The sequence below is a fragment of the Rhodanobacter sp. FDAARGOS 1247 genome, assembly GCF_016889805.1.
Taxonomy (GTDB): Bacteria; Pseudomonadota; Gammaproteobacteria; order Xanthomonadales; family Rhodanobacteraceae; genus Rhodanobacter.
Window position 1 is genome coordinate 68,292 of sequence record NZ_CP069535.1, and the last position, 24,966, is coordinate 93,257.

Below are 24,966 nucleotides of genomic sequence, written 5' to 3' on the forward strand. Positions count from 1 at the left end.
GCGAATCAGGTGTCCGCGTTGGTCGCCCAGCCCACGCGGTCGCCGCGGGTGAACACGCGGTCCTCATCGAGCACGTCGCCGGCGGCGTGCGCGGGCGATTCGCACAGCTTCGCGTAGATCGGCGTGAAGTCCGGATGGGTGGCCTCGAACAGCTGCTCGAAGCTGTCGATCACGAAATAGGTCTGCTGGTAGGTGTCGATGCGGTAGCGCGTGCTCATCACGCGTTCCAGGCCGAAGCCGATGCGGTTGGGCGAGGGCGAATCGAGCGAGTAGATCGACTCGCCCTTGGAGCTGACGATGCCGGCGCCGTAGATGCGCAGGCCGTCGCCGGTGTTGATCAGGCCGAACTCCACCGTGTACCAGTACAGCCGGGTCAGGTTCATCAGCGCTTCGGGGCCGATCGCGAACGCCTTCATGCCGCCGCGGCCGTAGGCCTGCATGTAGCCGGCGAACACCGGGTTCAGCAGCAGCGGCACGTGGCCGAACATGTCGTGGAACAGGTCCGGCTCGCTGAGGTAGTCGAGCTGGTCGGGTTTCCTGATCCACCAGCTGACCGGGAAACGGCGGTGGGCCAGGTGGTCGAAGAACACCTCGTCCGGCAGCAGGCCTTCCACCGCGACCAGCTCCCAGCCGGTGGCGGCGCCGAGCACCTTGTTCAACTCGGCAAATTTCGGGATGCCGCCATCGCCCAGGCCGAAGCGCTCGACGCCGTCGAGGAATTCCCGGCAGGCGCGGCCCGGCAGCAGTTCGCGCTGGCGCTTGAACAGCGTGTCCCAGACTTCATGATCGGTCGCGCTGTAGCTGTCCCATGGCTGTTCGACCACGCCGGTGGCATAGACCGGCACGTAGCCGCGGTCGGTCTGCTGGTGTTCGACTTTGCGAGGGGTGTCCATGGCGCGGCTCCGGGTGGGACAGGCGATCTCAAGGATACGGTGGATCGCCCGCAGCAGGCTTGCCTTATTGTCCGATTACGGGTCGAGAATGAACTATTCTTGCGTCAAGCGCCAAAAGAGAAGGAGATCATTGCATGACCTCGCTGGATCGCACCGACCTGCGCATGCTCGCCGTGCTGCAGAGCGAAGGCCGCATCACCAATGCCGAACTGGCCGAGCGGGTCAGCCTGTCGCCGTCGGCCTGCCTGCGCCGGCTGCAACGGCTGGAGGCGGACCAGGTGATCACCGGCTACGCCGCCCAGGTCGATCCGCAGGCGGTCGGACTGGGCCTGCAGGCCTTCGTGAGGGTCCAGCTGACCCGCCACGAGAGCGCGGCGATCGAGGGTTTCGTCGAGCGCGTCAGCGGCTGGGACGAAGTGGTCGCCTGCCATGCGCTGACTGGCGACATGGACTACCTGCTGCACGTTTACGTGGCCGACCTCAAGGACTTCTCGCGCTTCCTGCTCGACCATCTGTTGAACGCCAGCGGGGTCGGCGATGTCAATTCGAGCTTCGTGCTGAGAACGGTGAAGCGTTCGCCCTCGCTGCCGCTGGCGCAGCTGGAGCGATCGGGGCCTGCGGCGGCGCGGAACTAACGTTAAACTGGGCAGCTGATGAGCATCGACACCACCTCCGTGCCCGAACGCGACCTGCTGCGCCCGCTGCGCTACCTGTGGCGCGTGCCGCTGGTGGTGCTGCACGTCGTGCTGGGCATCCTGCTCTGCGCGCTGCTGCTCAGCTGGAACCAGCAGGCCGTCATGAAGAACGGACGCGAACCGTTCGCGCACCGGATGATCCGGCTGTGGTCGGTGACCCTGCTGCGCATCCTCGGCATGCGTGCTCGGCGTTTCGGCGAGGCGCTGCGCGACCCCGTGCTGTTCGTCGCCAACCACACCTCGTGGCTCGACATCATCATGCTGCACAGCCAGCGCGCGGCCTGCTTCGTGGCCAAGGCGGAGATCGCCGGCTGGCCGCTGATCGGCTGGCTGGCCGCCAACGGCGGCACCATCTTCCACCGCCGCGGCAACAACCATTCGCTGGCGACGGTGATGCAGGCCATGGTCGAGCGCCTGCGCGCCGGGCGTTCGGTGGCGGTGTTCCCGGAAGGGGGCACCGGTTACCACGGCGTGCTGAAAGTGTTCCACGCGCGCATCTTCCAGGCCGCGCTCGATGCCGAAGTGACGGTGCAGCCGGTGGCGCTGCGCTTTGCCCGTGGCGGCCGGCGGGTGGTCGATGCGGGCTTCCGCGAAGACGAGAGCTTCTTCGGCAACATCGTGCGCCTGCTGGGCGAGGCGCCGATGGATGCCGAGATCCACTTCCTGGCGCCGGTGCCCGCCACCCCCGATGCGCGCCGCCGCATGGCCGAGCTGTCACGCGAACGCATCGCCTCCGCACTGGAAGACCGCCAGGAATGAGCCTGCTTTACGGAAAGGATTTCCGTCCACCCTGGCCGCTGCGCAGCGGTCATATCCAGACCATGCTGTCGTCCAGCGGCGTGCGCCGGCTGCTGCTGCCGCGCGCGGCGAAGACCGTGCTGCAGGGCGCCGAGCCGGTGGTGGTCGATGGCGGTGGCGGCGTGCGCCTGACCGGTGCCTACACCGCGCAGAAGACGCTTGCGCAGTCGCGCGGACTGGCCGTGCTGTTCCATGGCTGGGAAGGCAGTGTCGACTCCACCTACGTGCTGCAGACCGGCAGTCGCCTGCTGGCCGATGGCTGGGACATCTTCCGCCTCAACTTCCGCGACCATGGCGACAGCCACGGCCTCAACGAGGCGCTATTCCACTCCTGCCGGCTCGACGAAGTGGTGCACGCGCTGGGTGACATCGCCCGGCGCTACCCGGCCCGGCCGATGGCGCTGGCCGGCTTCTCGCTGGGCGGCAACTTCGCGCTGCGCGCCGCGATGCAGACCTCGCTGCTGGGCATTCCGCTGAGTTACGTGCTGGCGGTCTGCCCGATCATCGATCCGGGTGCGGGGCTGTTCGCGCTGGAGGAATCGGCGCCGTGGTTCTACCAGGCCTACTTCATGCGCAAGTGGCGCCACTCGCTGCTGGCCAAGCAGCGGGCGTTTCCCGAGCACCAGTTCTTCGAGATGTCCGAGCTGAAGCAGCACCTGCGCGGGCTGACCGAATCGCTGGTGCTGCGCCACACCGACTTCAAGTCGCTGCAACAGTATCTGGACGGCTATTCGGTGGCCGGCGACGCGATGCAGGCGATGCAGATTCCCGCCACCATCCTGACCTCGCGCGATGATCCGGTGATTCCGGTGGGCAGTTTCGAAAAGCTCGAACTGCCGCCGAACATCGAACTGGACATCGCCGAGTACGGCGGCCACTGCGGCTTCATCCGCGACTGGGGCATGACCAGCTTTTCGGACGACTACATTGCCGGCCGCTTCAACGCGATTGCCGACGCCGGAGCGCCGGCTCAGGCATCCGCGCCCACGGCGCGCTGACGCATCCAGCTGGCGATGCTCATGCGGTCGCGCGCGGCCGGCAACACCTCGTGCTCGAACCGGCCGGACAGGAACAGCAGCAGCTCGCCCGCGCGGGGGAGGATGTCGCGATGGCTGCCGTCGTCCAGATACAGGCGCAGCGCGCCACCGTCCGTGTCCAGCCAATCCTGGTTGAGATAGAACACCGCCGAGAGGACCCGGGTGTCGCTGCCGCGCAGGCGATCCAGGTGCCGCGCGTAGCCGGCGCCGGGCCGGTACATCGCGTAGTGCGATTCACAATCGACCAGGCTCAGCATCAGTTCGCGCCCCAGCCTCTGGCGCAACGCGTCCATGCGGTCGGTGAAAACCCGCTGCGGCCCGGTCAGGGCATCCGTGGCAAACCAGTGGATGCTGTCGCCACGCAGCGACGATGTCGTGCGGCCGATGCCGGTGCGGGCGGGCAGCAGTTGCCGGGCATCGTGCAGCGCGGCGCATTCGAGCCCCAGCGCACGCGTCTGCGCGTCATCCAGCAGGCCGGGCAGCATGCACCAGCCATCGACCGCCAGCGCGCTGGCGGCGGCATCGAAACAGAAGGGGGAAGACATCGAACGCCCGGAGTGCGCGAAGCAGCGAAGTGGCCGTTCCGGTGCATGCCTGGTCGGGCGGCGCTGGGGGGCAGGCTGCCATGACCGGCAGCGGCGCAGCATACGATGATTCGTCAGCGCGTGCGCAACGGATCGAGCAGGCGGCCCAGGCCGTTGTGATCGAGCTCCAGCATCAGGGCCAGCAACCGGCCCAGCTGACCGGGCGGGAAGCCCTCGCGGGCAAACCAGGCCAGGTAGGCACCGGGCAGGTCCGCGATCAGCCGGCCCTGGTATTTGCCGTACGGCATGCGCACGGTCACCAGTTTCTGCAGATCGGCGGCGTCCATGTGATGGCCTCGGTGGCAGGGAGGAACGGCATGGCGGGAACGACACGACTGCATGCGGCAAGGCCGGTCCCGAAAGCGCCATGCGCGACCTGCTGGACTGAAACCGGGCGTCAGTCCGCCGCCACGCAACGCCCCTGCGCCCAGGCCCGCAGCGCGTCCACCTGTTCGCGCATCAGGACCGACAGCGGGCGGGTCTGCTTGAGGGCATGGAGCAGGGTCGGCTGGTCCGGCGGCGTGCCGTTGCCGGCCGCGTCGTACAGCGCGCTGACGATGGTCTGTTCGATTTCCGCGCCGGAAAAGCCTTCGCTCGCCGCCGCCAGCGCGGGTAGCTCGAAGCTGGCCGGGTCGAGCTTGCGGCGGGCCAGATGCATCGCGAAGATCTGTTCGCGCACCGCCGCGACGGGCAGGTCGACGAAGAAGATCTCGTCGAAACGGCCCTTGCGCAGCAGCTCGGCGGGCAGCTCGTGCACCGCGTTGGCGGTGGCGACGACGAACACCTTGGCCTTGCGCTCGGCCATCCAGGTCAGCAGGTAGCCGAGCACGCGGCGCGACACGCCGCCGTCGTCGCCGCCACCGGCCAGGCCCTTCTCGATCTCGTCGATCCACAGCACGCACGGCGACAGCAGCTCGGTGCTGGCCAGCGCCTCGCGCAGGTTCTTTTCGGTCTCGCCCTGGTACTTGTTGTACAGCGTGCCGAAATCCAGCCGCACCAGCGGCACGCCGAAGCCGCCGGCGATCGCCTTCGCCGCCAGGCTCTTGCCGCAACCCTGCACGCCGAGCAACAGCAAGCCCTTGGGCGGGTCGAGCGCGGGGTCGGGCGTGGCGGCGAGGAACACCGCGCGCCGACGCTGCACCCATTCGCGCACGCGGCTGACCCCGGCGATATCGGCGAAGCTGGCGGTGGCGTATTCGTAGTGCAGCAGGCCGGAGCGGTTGAGCAGGTCGAACTTGGACTGCATCAGCACCGGCAGGTCGCTCGCCCCCAGTGCGCCGTCGGCGTAGATCAGCTTGCGCACGATGCGCCGCGCATCTGGGGCGGACAGCCCCAGCAGGTTGCGCACGATGGTGCGCGCGGCGTCGTTGTCCACCTCGATCTTGCGGTTCTGTTCGCGCTGCCAGGCCACCGCCTCGGCGCGCAGGATGCCGGCCAGCTCCTTGATGTCGGGCAACGACAGCGGCACCCGCAAGGCCAGCGCTTCCAGCTCCTCGGGCAGCTCCACCTTGGCGCCGACCAGCACGATGGTGTGCGCGGCCGAACGCTGGCGCTGCACGATCTCGCGCAACTGGCGCAGGCTCATCGCGTAGCGCAGCAGGCTGTGGAAGTCGAACATCAGGTAGATGCCGCGCTCGTCCTGGGCGCGGATCGCGTCCAGCGTGGCGGTGGCGTCCGGCGCCACGTCGCCCTCGCGCTGGGCGAAGTCGAGCCGGTTCAGGCCGTCGGTGAGGGTCCAGCGCCACAGCGGATGCAGTGCCTGGGCAATCACGTGGCGGAAGCACTCGATCACCCGCTGCTCGTCCACCGTCTCGATCACCAGCAGCGGCGTGGCCGCGCGAACCAGCGTGGTGAGATCCTGCAATTCGCTCATGTTTCCCCCTCGAAGAGGACGAGTTTACAGAGCGCCGACGCTTCTGGCTTCACGCGCGGCGATATACGCTGGCCTTCCGCCCACCGAAGGAGCGCCGCCATGCGTCTGCTGTTGTCGTTGTTGCTGCTTGGTTCGTCGTTGCCTGCGCTGGCGGCGACGAAGCTGGACAGGCTGGTCCTGCCGAAAGGTTTCCACGTTGCGCTGTATGCCGACCAGGTGCCGAACGCCCGCGAAATGGCGGTGGGCGCCAAGGGCACCGTGTTCGTCGGCTCCACCGGCGCGGGCAAGGTCTATGCGCTGACCGACCGCGATGGCGACGGCGTGGCCGACCAGGTGCGGGTCATCGCCAGCGGCCTGCAACTGCCGATGGGCGTGGCCTTCCATGATGGCGATCTGTACGTGTCGGCGGTGAGCCGGATCGTGGTGCTGCGTGACATCGAGCAGCACCTGGACGCGCCACCGAAGCCCGAGCTGGTCACCGACCAGCTGCCCACCGAGACCCATCACGGCGGCAAGTTCCTCGCCTTCGGTCCCGACGGCAAGCTGTACGTGCCGATCGGCGCGCCCTGCAACATCTGCGATCCGGCGCCGGACCACGGCAAGCTGATCCGCATGAATCCCGACGGCGGCGGCTGGGAAGACGTGGCCCGCGGCATCCGCAACACGGTCGGCTTCGACTGGCAGCCCGGCAGCGGCCACCTGTGGTTCACCGACAACGGCCGCGACCTGCTCGGCGACGACATCCCCAGCGACGAACTGAACGAGATCACGGCGACCGGCCAGCACTTCGGCTACCCGTACTGCCACCAGGGCGACACGCTCGATCCGGACTTCGGCAAGGGCAGGAGCTGCAAGGATTACGTGCCGCCGGTGCTGAAGCTCGGTGCGCACGTCGCCTCGCTCGGCATGCGCTTCTACGACGGCAACCAGTTCCCGGCCAGCTACAAGGGCGCGATCATCGTGGCCGAACACGGCTCGTGGAACCGCACGCAGAAATCCGGCTACCGGGTGATGACGGTGCGCCTCAAGGGCGACAAGGTGCTGTCGTACGCACCGCTGATCACCGGCTTCGAACAGGACGAGAGCGCCTGGGGCCGCCCGGCCGACGTGCAGCCGCTGGCCGACGGCAGCGTGCTGGTCAGCGACGACCTGGCCGGCGCGGTGTATCGGGTGACGTACAAGCCCTGAGTTTCGCGTCACGCTCGTCATTCGTGCGCCGGCAGGAAGCGCACTCCACACCCAACCAGGTGGACACACACCATGCAACTACGCAGCGACAACTTCGAAAACAACCAGCCGATTCCGGCCACCTTCACCTTTGGCAAGCGCGCCGATCCGTTCGCGCTGTCCGACAACCACAGCCCGCACCTGGCCTGGAAGAACGCGCCGTCGGCCACCCGTTCGTTCGTGCTCACCTGCATCGACCCGGACGTGCCCAGCCGCGGCGACGACGTGAACCAGCCCGGTCGTACCGTGCCCGCGGACCTGCCGCGGGTGGAGTTCGTGCACTGGCTGATGGCCAACATCCCGGCCGAGTGCGGCGAGCTTGCCGCCGGTGCGTGCAGCGACGGGATCACCCCGCGCGGCAAGCGCGAACCGTTCGGCCCGCCCGGCAGCGTGCAGGGCGTGAACGATTTCACCGGCTGGTTCGGCGGCGATGCCGACATGGGTGGCGAATACCTCGGCTACGACGGCCCGTGCCCGCCGTGGAACGACGCGTTGCTGCACCACTACCACTTCACCGTGTACGCGCTGGACGTGGCGGCGTTGCCGCTGGTCAGCGGCTTTTCGCTGGCCGAGCTGCGCGCGGCGATGGCGGGCCACGTGCTGGAGCAGGCCGAGCTGGTCGGCACCTGCACGCTCAACCCGGACGTGGCCGGCTGAACTGTCGCGGCGCTGAACGTCGGCGCCGCGTGCATGCCCGCCCGTTTTCTCTTCACACCGGCAAGGCACGGGCTATGGGTGAATGGCTGCACGCGGTTGCACCGCGGGCACGTCTTCCCCCATACGAGGATTCCCCCATGCTTCACTACGCCCTGGTCTTCCTGGTCATCGCCATCATCGCCGCCGTGCTCGGTTTCGGCGGCATCGCCGGCGCCGCTGCCGGCATCGCCAAGATCCTGTTCGTGATCTTCCTGATCCTGGCGATCATCGCGTTCTTCCGCCGCGCCAGTTGACCCCTGCCGATCGCGACGCGGGCGCGCCATACTGAGTCTTTCCGGAGCCAAGCAATGAACAATCAAGTCAGCAGCAACGACCAGCCGGCCGGCGATCGCATCGACGAGCGCGCCGAGCGGATCAAGCAGGCCACGTCGGCCGCCGTCGCCAGCACCAAGGACAGCGTCGAGCGTGCCGCCGACCACGTCGAGGAAGGCCTGCACCGCGCCACCGACAAGGCGGCCGGCGCGGCGCACAAGGCCAGCGACAAGGCTGCCGAGGTCAGCGAGCGCAGCCGCGAGGTGTATGACCAGACGATGGATCGCGCCGATGCCTGGCTGGAGCAGGCGCGTGACTACGTGCGCGAGAAGCCGGTGCAGTCGGTGGCCATCGCGCTGGGCGCCGGCTGGCTGCTCGGTCGCATCCTGCGGCGGTGAGCCATCCGGACCAGACCGATCCCGTGAACGGCGACGGTGCATCGACTCATGCGACAGCGGCGCCGGGCCCGGCGCCGCTGTCGTCTGGTCTGCTGGCCGAACTGGGCCAGTTCGGGCGCGCGATCCGGCATCTGTTCGGCGCCCAGCTGGCCTTGCTGGCCGCCGAGCTGGGGCTGGCGCGCAGCGCCGTTTCGTGGATGCTGCTGGCCGCGCTGGCGGCCACCGTCGCGGGCGTGGGGCTTGGCCTGACCCTGCTGGGCCTGGTCGGGGTGGCGCTGGCCGCGTGGTGGGGTTCGTGGTTCTGGGCGCTGCTGGGGCTGGCCGTGCTGCAACTGCTGTTCCTGCTCGGCGCGATCATCCTGTTCCGCCGCTGCATGCACTGGATGAGCCTGCCCGCCACACGCAGCGAATGGGGTGCGATGATGCGCGAAACGCTGCACGAGGACGCGGACAAGCCGGCCGCACCTTCCGGGCAGCGTGATGGGGGAACGCCATGAGCCTGTTCGACCGCCTGGCCAAAGTGAAAGCCGCCCAGCTGCGCATGCGGCTCGCGCGGCATGAACTCGCCGCGCCGGCTGCGCGGTTGCTCGCCCGCGGCCGCGAAAACCCGCTGACCACGGTGGGCGTGGCCGCCGGTGCCGGCGTGGTGCTGGGCACGCTGGACGTGCATCCGCTGCGCGTGCCGGGATTCGGCTCGCTGTTGAGCGGCGGCCTGGCCGAAGTGGTGGCGCAGGGCACCCGGCTGGTGGCCGACTTCGCCGAGGTCAGCATGGCGAAGCACGCCGCGGCGGACATCGCCGAGCCCGGCGAACAGGCATGAGCAAACCGGCATGAGCGAACCCGAACCACTGCAGACGCTGGCGTCCGGTACCGCCGTTGGCGTCGCCGCCGAGGTCGCGGTTGCCGAAGAGCTCGAACCGCCGCCCGGCCCGGACACCCCGCTGCGGCGACGCAACCCGGTGCTGGGCATACGCCGCCACCTGCGTGCGATCCGCCTGGTCTTCAACGCCCTGCTGCTGCTGGCCCTGCTGTACACCATCACGCTGACCAAGGCCTTGCTGATCCCGCTGGTGCTGGCCGCCTTCATCGGCCTGGCGCTGAATCCCATCGTGGCCTTCGGCGCCCGCCTGCGTATCCCCCGCTGGCTTACCGCGATGGTGCTGATGATCGGCCTGATCACCGGCATCGGCAGCGGCGTGGGCCTGCTGGCCCAGCCGGCCATCGGCTGGTTCCACGGCGCGCCCACCGCGATCCGGAGTTTCGTGCCGAAACTGCGCAGCTTCACCAAGCCGCTGGAGGCAGCCAACCGCGCCACCCAGACCCTGGTCAGCGGTTCCAGCACCCGCGCGGCCGTGCCGCAGTCCGCGCCGATCTCGATCAGCGCCTGGGACGTGGTCTCGACCGCGCCGAAGGTGCTGGCGGCCGTGCTCAGCGTGCTGCTGCTGGTGTTCTTCTTCCTGATCTACGGCGATTCGATGCTGCGCCGGCTGGTCGAGATCACCCCCAGCTTCGCCTACAAGCGACACGCGGTGACGATCGTGCGCGGCATCCAGACCGAGATCTCGCGCTACCTGCTCACCGCGCTGCTGATCAACGCCAGCCTAGGCGCGATCACCGCCGGCATGCTGTGGCTGTACAAGGTGCCCGACCCGCTGCTGTGGGGCGCGGTGGCGATGTTCGCCAACTTCATTCCCTATGTGGGCGCGATCGTCACCACCACCTTGCTGGCGGTGGTGTGCATGCTGTACGCCAACGACGCCAGCCTCGAAGTGTTCCTGCCGGTGCTGACCTTCGCCGGCATCACCGCGGTGGAAGGCAACCTGATCACCCCGCTGATCCAGGGCGCCAGCATGCGGCTGAGCCCCATCGCGATCCTGCTGTGGCTGCTGGTCTGGGGCTGGCTGTGGGGCATCCCCGGCGCGCTGCTGGCCGTGCCGATGCTGACCTGCACCAAGCTGATCACCGAACGCGTGCGCGGCTGGGAGTGGTTCGCGCACATCGTGCAGCGCTGAGCGCGATCCGCGTCGTGTCCGTCAGAGGTCGTCCCGCGACAGGTTGAGCAAGGTGTAGGAGCGCTGCTCGCCTTCGAACCTGTCGCCGCTTGCGGATACCAGCGTCACGTGCCGCTGCACCATGATCACGTCGCTGATGATGACGCCCCGGCGGATCGTCGTGTAGCCGCTCCAGCTGGCCTTGCCCGGGATCACCGACACCTCGATGGTCTTGCCGGCGGTGGTGGTGATCTGCATCGGCTTGCCCCTTTTCTCGCGCGACTGGTCGTCGGACGACCGGCCTTCGCCGCTGCCGGTACGGGTCAGCGTGACGACCCCGTCGCGCGGATCGGCACGCAGCACGCGCACCTGTTCCGTTCCGGCCGGGCCGATTTCCCAGGGCTTGGGGATGGCGACGTCCCAGCTCACGCCGGCGCGGAGCTGCTCCGGCGCCTTGCCCCACAGCAAGGGATTGAAGATCACGCCGCTGGTCTGGTCGTTGATGCGGCACTTGCCCGCATGGCAGTTGGTGATGCCGTCGCGAAGGATCTCGATGCCGTGCACCGGCCCGTGGGCCGGATGGCCGTCGTAGCGATCGTCTTCGTCGAAGACGAAGGCCTTCGCCGTCACGCCGGTCACTGCGTAGTCGGCGGTGCCGCTGATGCGATCGACCGTTTCCTCGAACCCCGCGCCCCGGGTCGAGACGGTCTTGGCGAACACGTCGGACAAGTGTTCGCCCACCTTGAGTTCGGGGCGCAGGAAGTTCGTGGCGGGTTCGGCATGGACCCATGAGATGCCCAGACAAGACATCGAAACGCACAAGGCGAGATGGCGGGTGGCGCGGAAGCGGCGGGTCATGACGGACTCCAGGAGTGGGGGCTGTCGATGGTCGTCCATCGACGCGGGCGCGATGGCTGGTCAGTGCGCGATGCCATGGGCGCGCAGCACCCCGGAAATATCGAAGCGCCAGAGATTGCGCGAGCCGTTCAGCGGCGACTGCAGCCGCCGCTGCAGCGAGTCCGCGTCGTCGCGGGGCTTCGGAAAACTCACCTCGTCGCGGCGCGCGCTCGACACGAACAGTTCGCCGAACGCCGGACCCAGCGAAGGCGCGTTTTCCAGCGTGCGGCTGTTGACGTCGCCGCCCAGGTGCTCCGGCTTGCTCCAGCCGCCATCGGGCTGGCGGAACACGATGTAGATATCCGCGCTGCCCAGCGCATCGCCTTCGTTGCCCGCGTACAGCAGGAAGCGCCCGGCCGGGTCTACCGCGGGGTCCATGCGATTGTTCGCGAGATCGCCCAGCGGCACCTGCTCCGGCATGGCATGGCCGTGATCGCGCGCCACGTAGATCTGGTAGGCCTTGCCGGAATCCGCGCGATGCGCCGAGAAATAGACGTCGCCGTTGGCCGCCACCGACGGGTTGTAGATCATCGCCCCGTCGTTGAGCGCGCCGTCGACATGCACCGGCGCGGCCCATCCGCCAGCGGCCTGCCGTTCGACGAACCACAGGTTCGTGCCGGGAAAACTGCGTCCGTTCATCGTCGCCGTCACCGGCGTGCCGCCCGGCCGCAGCGGCCGGTTGGAGACGAAGTACAGGCGCCGGCCATCGGGCGACAGCGTCGGCTCGGAGTCGTGCCACTCGCCGGAGAACCCGGCGACCCGCGGCGTCGACCAGCGATCGCCCGCGCGATGCGAGACCATGATGGTGTCGTCGGCTTCGGCAAGATCCGAGCGCATAAAGTACAGCGTGTTTCCGTCCGGCGTCAGCGCGACCGAGGTTTCCTGCAGGCCGGTGGAGATCACGCCTGCCCCCAGCAGCGCGCCGGCGCAGGCGAGTGGTGATGCGAAGGCGAGTGCGAGGCTGGCGACGAAGGCGAGGTTACGTGGCGTCATGGCTGTTCCCGGTCGAGTGATGGGAGCTTGCCGCGGCTTCGCGCGAGCGCGGCGCGTCGAGCCACGGTGCCAGCGACATTTTCCAGATGTGGTCGTTGCCGTTGTCCCACGCGCGCATCCGCGCCAGGTCGTCTCGCGCCTGCGCGTCCGTGCGCGGGTAGCTCACCTTCGCCGTGTAGTTGCTGGTGAAGTACAGCGTGCGGGCGTCCGGGCCCAGGTGCGAACCCCAGGGCTCGTAGCGGTTCACCGCATCGCCCAGGTCGATCGGCGCGCCCCAGCCCGCGCCGTCGCGGAAGGCGATGTACAGCCGGTCGGGTTTGTCCTTGCCCGCGTAGTTCGCGTCGAACACGATGAACGACTGGTCCGGCGCCACCGCTGGATCGAGTTCGTGTGCCGCCGGATCGCCCAGCGCGAGGCGCTGCGGCGCCTGGTAGCGGCCATCGCGCCAGGCCGTGCGGTAGAGATGGAATTCGCGGGTGGCCTCGTCGCGCCGCTGGTAGTACACGTCGCCGTTCGCCGCCACGCTGGGCGCGTACACGCTGGTGCCGACGTTCACCGCGTCGGGCAATCGTTGCGGCTCGCCCCAGCCGCTGCCGTGGCGGTCCACCCGCCACAGCTGGCCGCCATGCAGCGCCGGTGCGCCGGCCGCCGCGGCACGGTTGGAGGTGTACACCAGGAACGAACCGTCCGGCGCCATCGCCGGATCATGGTCCTGCCATTGTCCGGAGAACGGCGCGATCCGCGGCGTCGACCAGCCATTGCCCACGCGATGCGCTTCCATGATGAAACCGTTCCAGCGCGCCTGCTGGTCGAAGTAGACGGTATTGCCGTCCGGCGCGAAGGTCAGGCAATCCACGCCGGAAGGGCCGGAGATCGCGCCGGGGGCGAAGATTTCCGGCGATGGGGAAGTCACGCTGGCGGCGTGGGTCGCAGTCGTGCCGAAAATTCCCAGCGCGACGAGGCTGCTGGCGAGCAGGGTGAGCGAGCGGTGGGCCATGCGTGTTCCTCGGCGCGATGATGTGCGGCCGAGTCTGCGCAGCGGCGCCAGCGCATCGCCGCCGCTTTGTGACGAGCGGAGAGCCGCCGTGACCAGCGGTTGCTCGCGCGGGGCGACCGGTGCGTTCCCGTCGGGGAATCTTGTCCCGAGTCACGAGCATCGCCCTGGAAGTGGCGGCCATTGCAGGAGCGACTGCAGTTGCTTTGCCCTGCTTGCCCGGTTGCGCCAGTGCGGACGGCGGAAACCCCGACCTTGCTGGTGGCGCGCATCTTCCCGTCCAACGCCTTGACGTCGTCCGGCGCCATCGCAGCGAAGTTCTCGGGGATGAATCAGGCCAGGCGGAGGTAATTCATGAGAGATCCTCTGGTGGGGATGCACGAAGCTGAAGACCGGAATTGGCGATGCGCCGGGAGGCTTCATTGACGGGTAGCGGGGTCGCCGGAATTGTCGTATGATGATCGTCATGCGAAATACGTCAACCAATGCCCGAACCGCCGCCAAGGACGCCACGCGCGAACGCATCCTGTCCGCCGCCGCGCGGGCGATCCGCCGCAGCGGATACGATGGAACGGGCGTTGCGGACCTCATGAAGGAAGCCGGCCTGACGCATGGTGCCTTCTATTCGCATTTCCCCTCACGCGAGGCCATGCTGGCGGCGGCGGCGGCGGCGGCGTGCGCTGAGTCGGCCACCGGCGCCGCCGAGCTTGCGGCCAGTACACCTCCCGACGTGGCGCTTGACGTCATGCTTGCCGCATACCTTTCAAAGGAGCATGTCGCGCAACCGGAGGCGGGCTGCCCTTTGGCCGCCCTGGGGTCAGAGACCTCGCGACAGACGCCCGAAGTGCGTCGAGTGCTGACGCGTCATGTCAAGGCGACGGTCGATCTCCTTGCCCGCCAATCGGCGGACTGGGGCAAGCATGGCGCACACGACAGGGCGCTCGTGATGCTCTCCACGATGGTGGGTGCCGTGATGCTTGCTCGCGCGGTCGATGAGCCCGGTCTTTCGGACAGCCTGCGCGAAGCGGCGCTCAAACACCTGACCTCGATCGGACACTGAGTCCTCGATGCCCGTGATCCCGTCGCTCGCCATTACGCATGATGATCATCATGCGAAACTGATCGAACAAGCTTCTCGATGACCGCGGTCCACCGCGCGGTCGTTGCCGCCAGCGACATTCCCCATCCCTGCAACCTGACAGAGAAGCGCCATGAACATGAAGAAGCCTGGCAACAAGGTCGCCCTCGTGACAGGTGCCTCATCGGGCATCGGGCAAGCCACTGCGGAGCTGCTCGCGAGCGCGGGCTACACGGTGTACGGCACGAGTCGACGCGGCGGCAGTACGGGCGAACGGCCATTCGAGATGCTGACCCTGGACGTTACCCGTGATGCATCCGTCGCCGACGCCGTCGCGCAGTTGATGCAACGGGAGGGCCGTATCGACCTTCTCGTCAACAATGCCGGCTTCGGAGTGGCTCCTGCCGGGGCAGAGGAAAGCTCGGTCGAGCAGGCCCAGTCCATATTCGATACCAACTTCTTCGGGATCGTCCGGATGACGCGGGCCGTTCTTCCCCACATGCGCAAACAGGGCGTGGGGCGCATCATCAACATCGGTTCGGTGCTTGGCTTGTTGCCCATGCCCTACGGCGCGCTCTACGCCGCGACGAAGCACGCGATCGAGGGCTATTCCGAGTCGCTCGACCATGAGTTGCGTACGAGGGGCATCCGGGTCTCGATCATCGAGCCTGCCTACACGAACACGCCATTCGACGCGAACTTCCTGCAGCCCGATGTCAAGCTCGATGCGTACCGTGAAGCTCGCATCGCCGTCGGCCAGCGCGTGAAGGAAGTGATGGCGCGTGCAGACCAGCCGCGTGTCGTGGCGCAGGTCGTGCTGAAGGCCGCCGATGCGGCTCGCCCCCGACTTCGCTACACGGCTGGTGGGCTCGCTGGCCGACTGGCGTGGTTGCGGAGATTTGCGCCCGCCGGAATGATGGATGCCGGGATTCGAAGGGATCTGCGGCTCGATGCAATGGAGGTGGTGAAGTCATGAAAGCCTTCGTCGTCGACCGCTATCGGAAGCAAGCCGCCCTGCGTCTGGCGGATGTGCCAATCCCGGATATCCATGAAGACGAGGTTCTGGTCGAGGTACATGCCGCCGGCCTGAACCTCCTCGACGCCAAGATCCGGAGCGGCGAGTTCAAGCTGATCCTGCCCTATCGCCTGCCTCTCATCCTCGGTCACGATGTGGCGGGCGTCGTCGTGAAGGTCGGCAGGCGCGTGCGGCAGTTCAAACCAGGCGACGAGGTGTACGCGCGGGTGGATGACTTCCGGATCGGTACGTTCGCCGAATTCGTCCCTGTCAGGGAGACGTCGCTTGCACTCAAGCCCAAAGGGCTGACGATGGAGCAAGCCGCTTCCATTCCACTGGTGGGGCTGACGGCATGGCAGGCGCTCGTCGAGAGGGCCGGCCTGAAGAAGGGCCAGAAGGTCTTCGTCCAGGCCGGCTCCGGCGGCGTCGGCAGCTTCGCCATCCAGTTGGCCAGGCATCTGGGCGCGACCGTCGCCACGACGACCGGCTCCACCAACGTCGCGCTAGTCAAGGGCCTGGGCGCCGACATCGTCATCGACTACCGGGCACAGGACTTCAAGGACGTGCTTCGCGACTACGACGTGGTGTTGCACAGCCAGGACGCCAGGACACTCGACAGGTCGCTTGGCATCCTGAAGCGCGGCGGCAAGCTGATCTCCATTTCCGGGCCGCCCGACCCGCAGTTCGGACACGAGATCGGAGCGCGTTTGCTCGTCAGGCTGGTCATGCGGTTGCTGAGCTCAAGAGTGAGGCGGAAGGCGCAGCAGTCGGGCGTGGGCTACTCGTTTCTTTTCATGAAGGCGAGTGGGCAGCAGCTGCGCGAGATCACACGACTCATCGACGCCGGGGCCATCAGCCCGGTACTCGATCGGGTGTTTCCGTTCGCTTCGACCAACGAAGCCCTTGCCTACGTCGAGGCAGGGCACGCGAAGGGGAAAGTGGTGGTCCGATTGAAATGAATCCTTCACCTCTGAATCTTGCAGTCAGGGCGCACTCTCCGTTCTTTGCATCTCAGCGGCGGGTGCTTGCCATGGGTTGAGGCATCCATCCGACGCCAGTAGCCGCGGGCTGTCGCACCCGCGCAGCGGCTGCGCAAGGAGTGCGCTGCGGATGGCCCGCCGCTCCACCTGCGCCCCGGCGAACGGGCTGGCTGGCCGGCCAGGCGAGGGCATGGATGCCCGAGCCGAGGCAACGCAGGCACCGTTGCCCGAGTCCGGCAGGCGCCAGGCGGGCGGACCTTTTCGATGGTTGTCTTTCTCCGCAACCGCGCAGAGAGCAAGCAACTCGGCTGCCGAAGGCAGACGAACTTAAATGCCGGCGCGCCAGGCAAAAGCATCGTGCACGGGGCGCGCTCCCGGCGGCGGCGTGCCTGTCTGGCAAGGCATCGTCGATTGACGAGCAGCGCATCAGAGGCTCAGAACTAACAGGGTCAGGTTCACTTCGAGCTTGGACTAAGTGACCTGACCGCGCTCTCGCAGATCGAGCCTCACCCTCCAGACCTCGCCGGTAAGACCGCAACCAAGCTGGTTGATTTAAGTAACATAAATGTTACCATAAGCCATGACATGGAAAGTCGAGGAATACATCGCCGAGAACGGCCGCATTCCCTATCGGGACTGGTTCGACAGCTTGCACGTGCAGGCGGCGGCCAAGGTGGCTATCGCGGTGTTGCGGATGGAGATGGGCAATACCGCCAGCGTGAAGTGGTTCGATGGCATCGGCGAATACCGCATCGACTGGGGCCCGGGCTATCGAATTTATCTGACGCGGGATGGAGACAAATTGATCCTGCTGTTTACCGGCGGCACCAAGGCCAGCCAGAAAGGCGACATCAAGCGAGCGAAGCAATTGAACGACGAGTATCGGGCGCGCAAGTCGCGTTCAAGCAAGGCGAGGTGATGGCATGCCACTGACGAGAGACTTCAAGCAGACCGTGGTGGAGCGCGTGCGGCGCGAGCCGGCGTTTGCGCGGGCCTTGCTGGACGAGGCCGGGTCGTTGTTCCTCAATGGCGATCCGGCGATGGCGCGGGTGGTTCTGCGCGACCTGGTCAACGCCACCGTGGGCTTCGAAGGGCTGGCGTCGGCCACCGAGCGCCCGAGCAAGAGCCTGCATCGCATGTTGTCCGCCACCGGCAACCCGAGCATGGACAACCTGGCCGCCATCTTCGATGTGTTGCGCCGAAGCCTGCAGGTGGACATCGAGGTTCGCGCCGCCTGAGAGACAATGTCCCGTCGTCCATGAAAGCCGAAGGGAAAACGGCGAAGAAGGGGGCGAGAGGATGCAGCGGCGCCCGCTCAGGGTTGCAGGTGCCGTTCCGCTCAGAATCTCGGACGAGGCTTCTTGGGCGGTGGGCCGAGTTCGACAAGGGCCATGCCCACGATCGCAGCTTTGGTAATGATGGCTTCCAGCGCAGCCTTGCCCGCTTCGTTGACATAGAGAACAGCCGCCGCGGTCAGCGGGTCCTTGAACACGGCCGCGTCGATCGGGATCTTGTCATCGAAGAATCCTTCTTTCGCGATCGAGCCGCTCGGGCGCTTGGCCGAGCGAGCCTCGTCGATGCAGGGAATGAGGTTGGTCACGTTGTAGAACCAACGCGGCTCGCCCGCGCAGTCCATCTCCAGGAACTGCCCGAAGCGCGACAGGAAGGGTTCGAGCACGAGCTTCGCCTTGTTGTTCATGACCAACGCGCCGGGAGTCAGCGCACTGACGTCCGCCAGCGGCTTGGGCTTCTTCTTTCCAGGCTCGATGAACACTTCGACCTTGGGCTTTCTTGACCAGGAGAGGCTGGCGCCGGAGGTGTCGAACATTCCCGATGCGATGTCCTTGTCGCTGGCAGAGACCAATGGCGCATAGTCATTGACGGAGCCGCTTTGGAGCTTCCATACCATCACTTCCATCACCTCGGTAGTCGAAGTCATCACGGAGGATGTCATATCGGATGTCATGCAGCGCCCTCCCGGCGCAGCCAAAAGGCATCGCGAGGGAAGCCTCTCCAGCGAAGTTTGCGTGCCCGTGTGCCTAAGGGTTCCTCGCTTGACGCACGGCGAATCCACGGCTCAGCGCAACCCCAACACCGACCGCGCCCCGGCCCGGAACCGTCGACTCAGATCCAGCCTCGTCCCGTCATGCAGCACCACCTCTGCCCCACCCTTGAACATCGGATGCACCTCGCGAACCCGCGCCAGGTTGACCAGGGTGCCGCGGTGGATGCGCAGGAACTGGGCGGGGTCGAGTTGCGCCAGCACGTGGCGCAAGGTGTCGCGGTGCAGGTAGCGGACGGGGCCGACGTGGATGTGCAGGTAGTTGCCGTCGGCGCGGATCCAGTCGATGTCGTCGATGGCGAGGACGCGGATATGTTCGCCGTGGCGCACGCTGAGGCGTTGCGCGTAGCCCCCGGCGGCCGCGCTTTCGAGCGCCGGGCCGGCGGTGGCGTGCAGGCCTTGCCAGTGCTGGTTGACGCGCGCCATCGCCTGGTCGAAGCGGGCCTGTTCGATCGGCTTGAGCACGTAATCGAGCGCCATCGCGTCGAACGCGCGCAGCGCGTGTTCGGCGAAGGCGGTGGCGAACACCACCAGCGGCAGGCGGTCGGGGGCGAGTTCGTCGAGCAGTTCGAAGCCGTCCATGCCGGGCATCTGGATGTCGAGGAACAGCAGGTCGGGACGCAGCACGCGCACGGCCTGCATCGCCTCGGCGGCGTTGCCGCATTCGCCGACGATTTCCACTTCGTCGTGGCTGGCCAGCGCCTGGCGCAGGGCGAGGCGCGCCAGCACTTCGTCGTCGACCAGCACGGTGCGCAGGCGCGGCGTGCTCATGCGGCGTGCTCGACGTAGGGCAGGCGCACTTCGGCGCGGGTGCCGCCGCCGGCGATCGCGCTGAGCTCGAGCTGCGCCGCCTCGCCGAACAGCATGCGCAGGCGCGAGCGCGTGTTGCCCAGGCCGATGCCTTCGGCCGTGCCCGCCGGCGACAGGCCGAGGCCGTCGTCGTCGACGCGCAGTTGCAGCTGGTCGCCGTCGCGTCGGGTGGAAATGCGCAGGACGCCGGCGCCGGGCTTGTCCTGCAGCCCGTGGCGCAACGCGTTCTCCACCAGCGGTTGCAGGATCAGGTTCGGCACCGCGGCGGCCAGCGTGTCGTCGTCCACGTCGAGCTCGGTGCTGAGCCGGTCCTGGAAACGCACCTGCTGGATGCCGAGGTAGCAGGTGAGGAATTCCAGCTCGCGCGACAGCGGCACCTGCGGCGCGTGGCGCTCCTCCAGGGTGAGCCGCAGGAAGTCGCTCAAGCGGGCGATCATCAGTCGCGCCTGCAGCGGATCGGCCAGCGCCAGCGCGGAGATCGCGTTGAGCGTGTTGAACAGGAAGTGCGGCTGCAGCTGCATGCGCAGCGCCTGCAATTGCGCCTGTGCCAGCTGCGTCTCCAGCTGCGTGCGGCGCAGCCGCTCGTCGCGCAGGTGGCGGCGTGATTCCATCCCGCGCAGCACTACCAGGATCACCCAGTAGGTGAGCACGGCCAGGTGGAAGCTGTAGGCGAACTCCATACGGATGTACGCGCCCAGCGTGTGCACCTCCATCCGGCCCGGGCCGCTGAGGTTCCAGAACAGCACCAGGTGGGCGAGCAGTTGCAGCAGCGCCACGCCCAGGCTGGCCGGCACCTGCACGGCGAGGAAGCGGCGCCAGCCGTGCGTGGCGGTATGCCGCCCCAGCCAGGCGACCAGCGGCACCAGCGCCATCCACAACCAGAAGTTGGAAAGGTTCCAGCTGAGCGCGCGCAGCCAGCTCGGCGGATAGCCCTCGCTGATCGAGGACAGCCCGCCGCTCAGCGCATAGGACAGCGCCAGTCCGGTCCAGAAGGCGAACGCCAGCGCGTGTTTCTTCCAATGGGTGGACTCGTGCCTCATGCGATGCTCCCGCGCGTCAGTCGATGGGTGACACGTCAGAACGGCAGTGTGCCGCCGTGGCGCGGGATGGAACAGTGCTGGACGATCGACGCGTGCAGCGCGCCCTATCGCGCGTCGCGATGACAGCGGCATCGCCGCGGTGACCTGCGGGGTGCTGGTGCCGTGGAGTCGGCGGGATTCATCGTCCGCTGTCAGGCGCCGGATCATCAGCGAACCTCACCACCGTGTTGCTGCCGGGCCATTCGTGGTGCCGGACGATGTCGCCGTCGGCGGGCCGCCACGGCTTGCCCAGCCGGGCGATGTCGTCGTAGCGGCCCAGCCGTTCGAACCTGCGAATTTCGAACGGCAGGCCTTCGCCGCCCAGCGGAGAGCTCGCGTCGGCGACATGAAAGTGCAGGTGCGGGCCGGTGGATTCGCCGGAGAAGCCCAGCGCTGCGATGACCTGGCCCGTACGCACGCGTTCGCCCACGGCGACGCGGATGCTACCCTTGCGCAGGTGCTCGTAGAACGCGTAGCGGCCGTCGGCAAGCTGCAGGGCCACGTAGTTGCCCGCATCGTCCTCGGGGGCGTGATGAGTGCGCTGCGAGATGCGCGACGGTTCGCCCATGCCGTCTCGCACCGCCGCCACGCGTGCATCCGCCACCGCCAGCACGTCGGCGCCGTGGCCGTACCATGCCTGTGCCAGGTCGGCGTCGCCGGTGGCGAAGCGGCCGTGTTCGTCCAGCTTCACCCAGTCGATGGCGAAGCGGCCGGGCAGACGGGCGTGGCCGTCGACGCGGTAGAACACGCGCCGGTGGCCGCGTGGCCAGTCCGCGTCGTGGAACGCGGCCCACGGCCCGCCGCGCAGCGGTGGCGCCAGCAGCGATGGTCTGGTCCGCGGCAATGCCAGTGGAGCGCCGCTGCTCCGAAATGTGCCGTTTGCCCCGGCAACGCGATAGCCCACGCGGTGACGGAGGGTATCGATGCCTTGGTGTCCCGGCAGGGAAACATCGATGAACAGCACCACCTGCTGGCCGGGCTCGATCAATGTTCCTGCGACTGGCAGCGAAGATTCCGGATCCGATGCGGGCGCTGGCACCGCGCCGAAGCGAGCGATGTGCTGATCCAGCGTCTTGCCCGACAGTTTCGCGATGAGCCGTCCGTCGCGCCCGTCGCGCACGACAAATTCCTCGAGCGTGATGCGCTTGTCGGAGTGATTGGCCAGCAACACCTCATAGTCGAGCTGCCCATGACCTTCCACGCGCACCGGTGTGGGCGGTAGCGGAATCGTCAGGTCCAGCCCATCGCCAACCGGGGCGCCGTGTGCGCGGGAAGCGATGGCGCAGGCCGCGATCAGCACCAGGGCCAGCCAGGCGTTTGTCGCAAGGGGAGGTTGCATGGCTACGTTCCTGGTCATGACGCCGCCGCGGGAGTCGAGCAGGGTGACAGCGGCCGATGTCGTTGTCGCCGATACCGTGACGACCGGCGCCTTGGCGATGACAAGCGGTACGGCGGCGGTACGGGCGGCGTTCCGTGCAATGCCATGACCGCCGGGTGCCTCGTTTCATCCGCCTGTCACCGCATGACGCGCCTTCGTCACCTCGACGATGCGGCGCATGCGCACGTGCCCCACATTGGTCTGGCGGCATGTCGTCCGCGCACAGAGGGTCGCAGCAATGCACAAACAACGCAGGTTTTCCGTGGCCGTGGCGTGCACCGCCGTGCTGGCGCTGGCCGTGAACTGGACCATTGCGGCGACCGTCGCCACCGCGACAGGCAGCGCAGAGGCAGAACATTCGAGGGCAGCGGTGATCGCGGTCGACCAGCACTGGCTGGAAGCCGAGCTCGGTGGCGACACCGTCTGGCTCGACGACCTGCTGCTGCCCGAGTACCGCTCGATCAGTGCCGACGGCACGGTGCATGCGAAGGCCGCGATCATGGCGCACGCCGCCAGGAACCGTGGCAATGACGAGGAGCGGCGCAAGGTCGAGGCGTGGCTGAAGACGCACCCGTCGGGCCAGGACGTGGTGATCCACGGCGACACCGCGATCCTCACCTTCCACGACCCGAAGCAGGGCGCGGCCAGCGGTGTGCGTTCGTCCGACGTCTTCGTCTACGTGGACGGGCGCTGGCACGCGCTGTATTCCCAGCACAGCGCGGCTGCTGCCGGCTAGCGCAGGGAGTCTGCCCGCCGAAGATGGAAGCTGCTCACCGGTGGAATGCGTCGCCGTTCCATCGAGCGTGGAGGGTCGATGCCGTTCGACTTCGGTGCTGCGCACCTGGGTGCCGGGCGAACGGCGGGACAGGCATCGAACCTTGGGCCTGCTCCGTCCGCGCAAGCAGGCCTACGCGGGAGTGGCCATGGATGGCCGCGGCAGCGGGAGCAGGCAAGTCGACGTGCCCGGCCTCACCAGGCGATGCGCTGGCGGTCGCGATAGAAGCCGCCGGTGAGTGGCGCGGGCAGGCAGGCGGCCCACACGATGCCTGCCGCGCCGTCGGCGACGGGGCGTCCGCCGGGGCCGCCCATGTCGGTGGCGACCCAGCCGGGGCAGACCGCGTTGACCTGGATGCCGCTGCCGTCGAGTTCGCTCGCCAGCACACGCGTATACGCATTCAGCGCCGACTTGGAGACCCGATAGGCCGGGCAGTTGGCGCTGTCGGTGGTGCTGGCGCCGCAGCCGCTGGAAACGTTGACGATGCGGCCGTAACCGTGCCGGCGCATCAGCGGCAGCATCGCGCTGGACAGCCGCCAGCTGCCGAACAGATGGATGTCCATCGCGTCGCGCGCCGCGGCAATGTCGGCGGTGGCCGGTCGCACCGCGGGGTCATAGTGGGCACCGGCGTTGTTGACCAGCACGTCGAGCCGGCCATAGGTGATCTCGATCCAGCGCGCCAGCGTGTCGATCTGATCCTGCTGGGTGACGTCGAGCTGCACCGCGATCACCTCGCCGGCTGCGCCGGCGAGCTTGCGCGCCGCATGCAGGCCCTTGTCGAGATCGCGCGCGCCCAGCAGCACGGTCATGCCGCGCTCGCTGAGCTGGCGCGCGACCTCGAAGCCCAGGCCGCGATTGGCGCCGCTGACCAGCGCCACGCGGTAGACCGGCGTGGTCGCGGGCGCCGTCGGGACGCGTCGGGCGGGCCGGCTCATGGGGCCGCGTCGCCCTTGGCCACGGCGCTGCACTGCTCGTCGCCGCAGGCCTGCCAGCCGCCGCCCAGCGACTTGTACAAGGCCACGGCGCGGGTGTTGATCGCCGCCTCGGCCTGGGCCAGGTCGTCTTCGGCGGCGAGCTCGGTGCGCTCGGCGTCGAGCAGTTCGAGGAAGCCGGTGGCGCCTTCCTGGTAGCGCACGCGGGCCAGGTCGGCGGCGCGCTTGCTCTGCGTGGCCTGCTCGATCAGGTGGTCGACGCGGATGCGCTGCTGGTTGAAGCCGGTGATCGCGTTGTCGATGTCCTCGATCGCCTCCAGCACACTGCGCTGGTAGTTCGCCTGCGCCGCGTCGGCGCGTGCTTCGCTGGCGTGCAGGTTCGCGCGCACGCGCTGCACGTTGAGGCCGGACCAGCTGATGCTGGGCGCCAGCGACCAGGCCCGCGTCGACGGGCTGCCGAAGTCGTTGCTGCGCCCGGACAGGAAGCCGAGGAAGCCACCCAGCGAGATGTGCGGAAAGAAATCCGCCTTGGCCACGCCGATCCGCGCGGTGGCGGCGGCGTACTCGCGTTCGGCCATCTGGACGTCCGGACGGCGCGACAGCACGTCGCCGGCGTCGCCGATCGGCAAGGTCGTGGCGATTGGGGTGAAGCTCTTCGGCGACACGTCGATGTCCAGCTCGCCCGGGCGCTCGCCCAGCAGCACGGCGAGGCGGTATTCGCTGGCGCTGGCCTGGGTCTGCAGCAACGGCAGTTGCGCCTGCACCGCGCTGAGCCTGGCCTTCGCGCTGGCCACATCCTGCTCCGCGCCGGTGCCGACCTGCTGGCGCACTTCGGTCAGGTGCACGGTCTGGCGCTGGTTGTCGATGTCGCGGCGGGCGATGTCCAGCCGCAGCTGGCTGCCGCGCAGTTCGAAATAATTGCGCGCGACCTCGGCCAGCAGGCTGACCTGGGCATCGTGCAACGCGGCCTCGCTCGCGCCGAGATCGGCGCCGGCCGCTTCCACCGAGCGACGCACGCCGCCGAACAGGTCCAGCTCCCACGACGCGTCGAAGCCGGCCTGGTAGGTCGTGGTGGTGCTGCGCTGGTCGCTGAAGCCCGGTTGCTGGCCGCGGCTGCGGGTGTAGTTCACGCCGGTGTCGATGGTCGGCAGGCGGTCGGACTTGGCGCCGCTGAGCAGCGCCCGCGATTCCTGCAACCGCGCCACCGCGATGCGCAGGTCGAGGTTGTTCGCCGCCGCGCGCTGGATCAGGGCATCCAGCGTCGGATCGTTGAACTGCTTCCACCACGTGGCCTGGAACGCTGCGTTGCTTTCCTGGGCGGCGTCGAGGCCCTGCAGTTGCGGCGCGGTGACTTTCTCGGCGCGATAGTTCGGGCCGACGCTGGCGCAGCCGGCCAGTGCGAGGGCGGCGGCCAGCAGTGTGCTGCGAACTACCACCGTCATTCCTGCGAAAGCAGGAATCCAGTGCCTTCGGGGCGTCGCGAAAGTCCCTGGATCCCAGCTTTCGCT

At 67.9% G+C, this 24,966-nt stretch carries 29 protein-coding genes; 16 read left to right on the plus strand and 13 right to left on the minus strand.

From position 1 onward, the window contains the following. Positions 1–5: 5 nt before the first annotated feature. Complete coding sequence (gene phhA, locus I6J77_RS00305; RefSeq protein WP_204110104.1) at positions 6–893, minus strand: phenylalanine 4-monooxygenase; 888 nt, start codon at positions 891–893, stop codon at positions 6–8. A 134-nt stretch (positions 894–1,027) separates the two neighbouring features. On the opposite strand from phhA, the gene I6J77_RS00310 reads away from it, so the two are divergent. The 3 genes from I6J77_RS00310 to I6J77_RS00320 are packed head-to-tail and all read left to right on the plus strand — an operon-like array spanning position 1,028 to position 3,384. Beyond that, positions 1,028–1,528 carry an Lrp/AsnC family transcriptional regulator gene (locus tag I6J77_RS00310; protein ID WP_056714495.1) on the plus strand — a complete coding sequence of 167 codons (501 nt, stop codon included), beginning with the start codon at positions 1,028–1,030 and terminating at the stop codon, positions 1,526–1,528. Between the two features lie 18 nt (positions 1,529–1,546). Next, complete coding sequence (locus tag I6J77_RS00315; RefSeq protein WP_056714493.1) at positions 1,547–2,347, plus strand: 1-acyl-sn-glycerol-3-phosphate acyltransferase; 801 nt, start codon at positions 1,547–1,549, stop codon at positions 2,345–2,347. Further along, a complete protein-coding gene (locus I6J77_RS00320; RefSeq protein WP_204110105.1) occupies positions 2,344–3,384 on the plus strand; it encodes a YheT family hydrolase in 1,041 nt (346 codons plus the stop codon). The genes I6J77_RS00315 and I6J77_RS00320 overlap by 4 nt, the downstream gene beginning before the upstream one ends. Here the strand turns inward: I6J77_RS00320 and I6J77_RS00325 are convergent. The 3 genes from I6J77_RS00325 to I6J77_RS00335 form a co-directional block, all read right to left on the minus strand. After that, positions 3,357–3,968: a 2OG-Fe(II) oxygenase gene (locus tag I6J77_RS00325; RefSeq protein WP_056762959.1), complete on the minus strand. Its 612-nt coding sequence runs from the start codon at positions 3,966–3,968 to the stop codon at positions 3,357–3,359. The genes I6J77_RS00320 and I6J77_RS00325 overlap by 28 nt on opposite strands. A 113-nt stretch (positions 3,969–4,081) precedes the next feature. Then, positions 4,082–4,294: a DUF3820 family protein gene (locus I6J77_RS00330; protein WP_204110106.1), complete on the minus strand. Its 213-nt coding sequence runs from the start codon at positions 4,292–4,294 to the stop codon at positions 4,082–4,084. A gap of 110 nt (positions 4,295–4,404) precedes the next feature. After that, positions 4,405–5,880 carry an AAA family ATPase gene (locus I6J77_RS00335; RefSeq protein ID WP_204110107.1) on the minus strand — a complete coding sequence of 492 codons (1,476 nt, stop codon included), beginning with the start codon at positions 5,878–5,880 and terminating at the stop codon, positions 4,405–4,407. Positions 5,881–5,979: 99 nt separating this feature from the next. On the opposite strand from I6J77_RS00335, the gene I6J77_RS00340 reads away from it, so the two are divergent. From I6J77_RS00340 to I6J77_RS00370, 7 genes are all read left to right on the plus strand, one after another. Next, the gene (locus tag I6J77_RS00340; RefSeq protein WP_204110108.1) at positions 5,980–7,068 is read left to right on the plus strand and encodes a sorbosone dehydrogenase family protein; all 1,089 of its coding nucleotides are present in this window, start codon (positions 5,980–5,982) and stop codon (positions 7,066–7,068) included. 72 nt (positions 7,069–7,140) lie between these two features. Continuing rightward, complete coding sequence (locus I6J77_RS00345; RefSeq protein ID WP_204110109.1) at positions 7,141–7,764, plus strand: YbhB/YbcL family Raf kinase inhibitor-like protein; 624 nt, start codon at positions 7,141–7,143, stop codon at positions 7,762–7,764. Positions 7,765–7,901: 137 nt separating this feature from the next. Continuing rightward, complete coding sequence (locus I6J77_RS00350) at positions 7,902–8,057, plus strand: DUF1328 domain-containing protein (RefSeq protein WP_007809737.1); 156 nt, start codon at positions 7,902–7,904, stop codon at positions 8,055–8,057. A gap of 54 nt (positions 8,058–8,111) precedes the next feature. Further along, positions 8,112–8,474, plus strand: a complete 363-nt coding sequence (locus tag I6J77_RS00355; protein ID WP_056713833.1) for a YqjD family protein — start codon at positions 8,112–8,114, stop codon at positions 8,472–8,474. Further along, entirely contained in the window at positions 8,471–8,971 is a 501-nt protein-coding gene (locus tag I6J77_RS00360; protein ID WP_239309097.1) for an ABC transporter ATP-binding protein, read from the plus strand. Before I6J77_RS00355 ends, I6J77_RS00360 begins: the two co-directional genes overlap by 4 nt. Further along, positions 8,968–9,294, plus strand: a complete 327-nt coding sequence (locus I6J77_RS00365; protein WP_056713827.1) for a hypothetical protein — start codon at positions 8,968–8,970, stop codon at positions 9,292–9,294. The genes I6J77_RS00360 and I6J77_RS00365 overlap by 4 nt, the downstream gene beginning before the upstream one ends. A gap of 10 nt (positions 9,295–9,304) precedes the next feature. Continuing rightward, complete coding sequence (locus I6J77_RS00370) at positions 9,305–10,486, plus strand: AI-2E family transporter (RefSeq protein ID WP_204110110.1); 1,182 nt, start codon at positions 9,305–9,307, stop codon at positions 10,484–10,486. 21 nt (positions 10,487–10,507) lie between these two features. Here the strand turns inward: I6J77_RS00370 and I6J77_RS00375 are convergent, their stop codons facing one another. Genes I6J77_RS00375 through I6J77_RS00385 form a run of 3 tightly spaced genes read right to left on the minus strand, consistent with a single transcriptional unit; the run spans position 10,508 to position 13,352 of the window. After that, positions 10,508–11,323, minus strand: coding sequence for a hypothetical protein (locus tag I6J77_RS00375; RefSeq protein WP_204110111.1), 816 nt, complete (start codon positions 11,321–11,323; stop codon positions 10,508–10,510). A 60-nt stretch (positions 11,324–11,383) separates the two neighbouring features. Further along, positions 11,384–12,355: a PD40 domain-containing protein gene (locus I6J77_RS00380; RefSeq protein ID WP_204110112.1), complete on the minus strand. Its 972-nt coding sequence runs from the start codon at positions 12,353–12,355 to the stop codon at positions 11,384–11,386. Next, the gene (locus I6J77_RS00385; RefSeq protein WP_204110113.1) at positions 12,342–13,352 is read right to left on the minus strand and encodes a PD40 domain-containing protein; all 1,011 of its coding nucleotides are present in this window, start codon (positions 13,350–13,352) and stop codon (positions 12,342–12,344) included. Before I6J77_RS00385 ends, I6J77_RS00380 begins: the two co-directional genes overlap by 14 nt. Before the next feature lie 451 nt (positions 13,353–13,803). On the opposite strand from I6J77_RS00385, the gene I6J77_RS00390 reads away from it, so the two are divergent. The 5 genes from I6J77_RS00390 to I6J77_RS00410 all read left to right on the plus strand — a co-directional run bounded on the left by I6J77_RS00390 (position 13,804) and on the right by I6J77_RS00410 (position 17,660). Beyond that, on the plus strand, positions 13,804–14,409 hold the full coding sequence (locus I6J77_RS00390) for a TetR/AcrR family transcriptional regulator (protein WP_204110114.1): 606 nt from the start codon (positions 13,804–13,806) through the stop codon (positions 14,407–14,409). Between the two features lie 151 nt (positions 14,410–14,560). Further along, positions 14,561–15,403 (plus strand): oxidoreductase, encoded by an 843-nt coding sequence (locus I6J77_RS00395; RefSeq protein WP_204110115.1) that lies wholly within the window; start codon positions 14,561–14,563, stop codon positions 15,401–15,403. Next, positions 15,400–16,401, plus strand: a complete 1,002-nt coding sequence (locus I6J77_RS00400; RefSeq protein WP_204110116.1) for an NADP-dependent oxidoreductase — start codon at positions 15,400–15,402, stop codon at positions 16,399–16,401. Before I6J77_RS00395 ends, I6J77_RS00400 begins: the two co-directional genes overlap by 4 nt. A gap of 601 nt (positions 16,402–17,002) precedes the next feature. Then, positions 17,003–17,341, plus strand: coding sequence for a type II toxin-antitoxin system RelE/ParE family toxin (locus I6J77_RS00405; RefSeq protein WP_204110117.1), 339 nt, complete (start codon positions 17,003–17,005; stop codon positions 17,339–17,341). Positions 17,342–17,345: 4 nt separating this feature from the next. Then, on the plus strand, positions 17,346–17,660 hold the full coding sequence (locus I6J77_RS00410; RefSeq protein WP_204110118.1) for a DNA-binding protein: 315 nt from the start codon (positions 17,346–17,348) through the stop codon (positions 17,658–17,660). A 101-nt stretch (positions 17,661–17,761) separates the two neighbouring features. On the opposite strand, the gene I6J77_RS00415 is transcribed toward I6J77_RS00410, so the two are convergent. The 4 genes from I6J77_RS00415 to I6J77_RS00430 all read right to left on the minus strand — a co-directional run bounded on the left by I6J77_RS00415 (position 17,762) and on the right by I6J77_RS00430 (position 21,712). Continuing rightward, positions 17,762–18,388 (minus strand): hypothetical protein, encoded by a 627-nt coding sequence (locus I6J77_RS00415; protein ID WP_239309099.1) that lies wholly within the window; start codon positions 18,386–18,388, stop codon positions 17,762–17,764. A gap of 111 nt (positions 18,389–18,499) precedes the next feature. Continuing rightward, the gene (locus tag I6J77_RS00420) at positions 18,500–19,255 is read right to left on the minus strand and encodes a LytTR family DNA-binding domain-containing protein (protein WP_204110119.1); all 756 of its coding nucleotides are present in this window, start codon (positions 19,253–19,255) and stop codon (positions 18,500–18,502) included. Then, on the minus strand, positions 19,252–20,334 hold the full coding sequence (locus I6J77_RS00425) for a sensor histidine kinase (RefSeq protein ID WP_204110120.1): 1,083 nt from the start codon (positions 20,332–20,334) through the stop codon (positions 19,252–19,254). Before I6J77_RS00425 ends, I6J77_RS00420 begins: the two co-directional genes overlap by 4 nt. Before the next feature lie 178 nt (positions 20,335–20,512). Further along, complete coding sequence (locus tag I6J77_RS00430; protein WP_204110121.1) at positions 20,513–21,712, minus strand: M23 family metallopeptidase; 1,200 nt, start codon at positions 21,710–21,712, stop codon at positions 20,513–20,515. Positions 21,713–21,989: 277 nt separating this feature from the next. On the opposite strand from I6J77_RS00430, the gene I6J77_RS00435 reads away from it, so the two are divergent. After that, complete coding sequence (locus tag I6J77_RS00435; protein WP_239309101.1) at positions 21,990–22,487, plus strand: DUF4440 domain-containing protein; 498 nt, start codon at positions 21,990–21,992, stop codon at positions 22,485–22,487. 233 nt (positions 22,488–22,720) lie between these two features. Here the strand turns inward: I6J77_RS00435 and I6J77_RS00440 are convergent, their stop codons facing one another. Next, positions 22,721–23,461, minus strand: a complete 741-nt coding sequence (locus I6J77_RS00440) for an SDR family oxidoreductase (protein ID WP_204110122.1) — start codon at positions 23,459–23,461, stop codon at positions 22,721–22,723. After that, complete coding sequence (locus I6J77_RS00445; RefSeq protein ID WP_204110123.1) at positions 23,458–24,900, minus strand: efflux transporter outer membrane subunit; 1,443 nt, start codon at positions 24,898–24,900, stop codon at positions 23,458–23,460. The genes I6J77_RS00440 and I6J77_RS00445 overlap by 4 nt, the downstream gene beginning before the upstream one ends. Positions 24,901–24,966: the final 66 nt, after the last annotated feature.

Excerpts from the sequence above, each read along its gene's own strand:
- I6J77_RS00345 (WP_204110109.1), top strand. The coding sequence starts at position 7,141 with ATGCAACTACGCAGCGACAACTTCGAAAACAACCAGCCGATTCCGGCC.
- I6J77_RS00405 (WP_204110117.1), top strand. The coding sequence starts at position 17,003 with ATGACATGGAAAGTCGAGGAATACATCGCCGAGAACGGCCGCATTCCC.
- I6J77_RS00325 (WP_056762959.1), bottom strand. The coding sequence starts at position 3,968 with ATGTCTTCCCCCTTCTGTTTCGATGCCGCCGCCAGCGCGCTGGCGGTC.
- I6J77_RS00340 (WP_204110108.1), top strand. The coding sequence starts at position 5,980 with ATGCGTCTGCTGTTGTCGTTGTTGCTGCTTGGTTCGTCGTTGCCTGCG.
- I6J77_RS00365 (WP_056713827.1), top strand. The coding sequence starts at position 8,968 with ATGAGCCTGTTCGACCGCCTGGCCAAAGTGAAAGCCGCCCAGCTGCGC.
- I6J77_RS00445 (WP_204110123.1), bottom strand. The coding sequence starts at position 24,900 with ATGACGGTGGTAGTTCGCAGCACACTGCTGGCCGCCGCCCTCGCACTG.
- I6J77_RS00425 (WP_204110120.1), bottom strand. The coding sequence starts at position 20,334 with ATGAGGCACGAGTCCACCCATTGGAAGAAACACGCGCTGGCGTTCGCC.
- I6J77_RS00370 (WP_204110110.1), top strand. The coding sequence starts at position 9,305 with ATGAGCGAACCCGAACCACTGCAGACGCTGGCGTCCGGTACCGCCGTT.
- I6J77_RS00440 (WP_204110122.1), bottom strand. The coding sequence starts at position 23,461 with ATGAGCCGGCCCGCCCGACGCGTCCCGACGGCGCCCGCGACCACGCCG.
- I6J77_RS00390 (WP_204110114.1), top strand. The coding sequence starts at position 13,804 with ATGATGATCGTCATGCGAAATACGTCAACCAATGCCCGAACCGCCGCC.
- I6J77_RS00335 (WP_204110107.1), bottom strand. The coding sequence starts at position 5,880 with ATGAGCGAATTGCAGGATCTCACCACGCTGGTTCGCGCGGCCACGCCG.
- I6J77_RS00375 (WP_204110111.1), bottom strand. The coding sequence starts at position 11,323 with ATGACCCGCCGCTTCCGCGCCACCCGCCATCTCGCCTTGTGCGTTTCG.
- I6J77_RS00350 (WP_007809737.1), top strand. The coding sequence starts at position 7,902 with ATGCTTCACTACGCCCTGGTCTTCCTGGTCATCGCCATCATCGCCGCC.
- I6J77_RS00430 (WP_204110121.1), bottom strand. The coding sequence starts at position 21,712 with ATGCAACCTCCCCTTGCGACAAACGCCTGGCTGGCCCTGGTGCTGATC.
- I6J77_RS00315 (WP_056714493.1), top strand. The coding sequence starts at position 1,547 with ATGAGCATCGACACCACCTCCGTGCCCGAACGCGACCTGCTGCGCCCG.
- I6J77_RS00355 (WP_056713833.1), top strand. The coding sequence starts at position 8,112 with ATGAACAATCAAGTCAGCAGCAACGACCAGCCGGCCGGCGATCGCATC.
- I6J77_RS00385 (WP_204110113.1), bottom strand. The coding sequence starts at position 13,352 with ATGGCCCACCGCTCGCTCACCCTGCTCGCCAGCAGCCTCGTCGCGCTG.
- I6J77_RS00320 (WP_204110105.1), top strand. The coding sequence starts at position 2,344 with ATGAGCCTGCTTTACGGAAAGGATTTCCGTCCACCCTGGCCGCTGCGC.
- I6J77_RS00380 (WP_204110112.1), bottom strand. The coding sequence starts at position 12,355 with ATGACGCCACGTAACCTCGCCTTCGTCGCCAGCCTCGCACTCGCCTTC.
- I6J77_RS00395 (WP_204110115.1), top strand. The coding sequence starts at position 14,561 with ATGAACATGAAGAAGCCTGGCAACAAGGTCGCCCTCGTGACAGGTGCC.
- I6J77_RS00400 (WP_204110116.1), top strand. The coding sequence starts at position 15,400 with ATGAAAGCCTTCGTCGTCGACCGCTATCGGAAGCAAGCCGCCCTGCGT.
- I6J77_RS00410 (WP_204110118.1), top strand. The coding sequence starts at position 17,346 with ATGCCACTGACGAGAGACTTCAAGCAGACCGTGGTGGAGCGCGTGCGG.
- I6J77_RS00310 (WP_056714495.1), top strand. The coding sequence starts at position 1,028 with ATGACCTCGCTGGATCGCACCGACCTGCGCATGCTCGCCGTGCTGCAG.
- phhA (WP_204110104.1), bottom strand. The coding sequence starts at position 893 with ATGGACACCCCTCGCAAAGTCGAACACCAGCAGACCGACCGCGGCTAC.
- I6J77_RS00420 (WP_204110119.1), bottom strand. The coding sequence starts at position 19,255 with ATGAGCACGCCGCGCCTGCGCACCGTGCTGGTCGACGACGAAGTGCTG.
- I6J77_RS00330 (WP_204110106.1), bottom strand. The coding sequence starts at position 4,294 with ATGGACGCCGCCGATCTGCAGAAACTGGTGACCGTGCGCATGCCGTAC.
- I6J77_RS00415 (WP_239309099.1), bottom strand. The coding sequence starts at position 18,388 with ATGACATCCGATATGACATCCTCCGTGATGACTTCGACTACCGAGGTG.
- I6J77_RS00435 (WP_239309101.1), top strand. The coding sequence starts at position 21,990 with ATGCACAAACAACGCAGGTTTTCCGTGGCCGTGGCGTGCACCGCCGTG.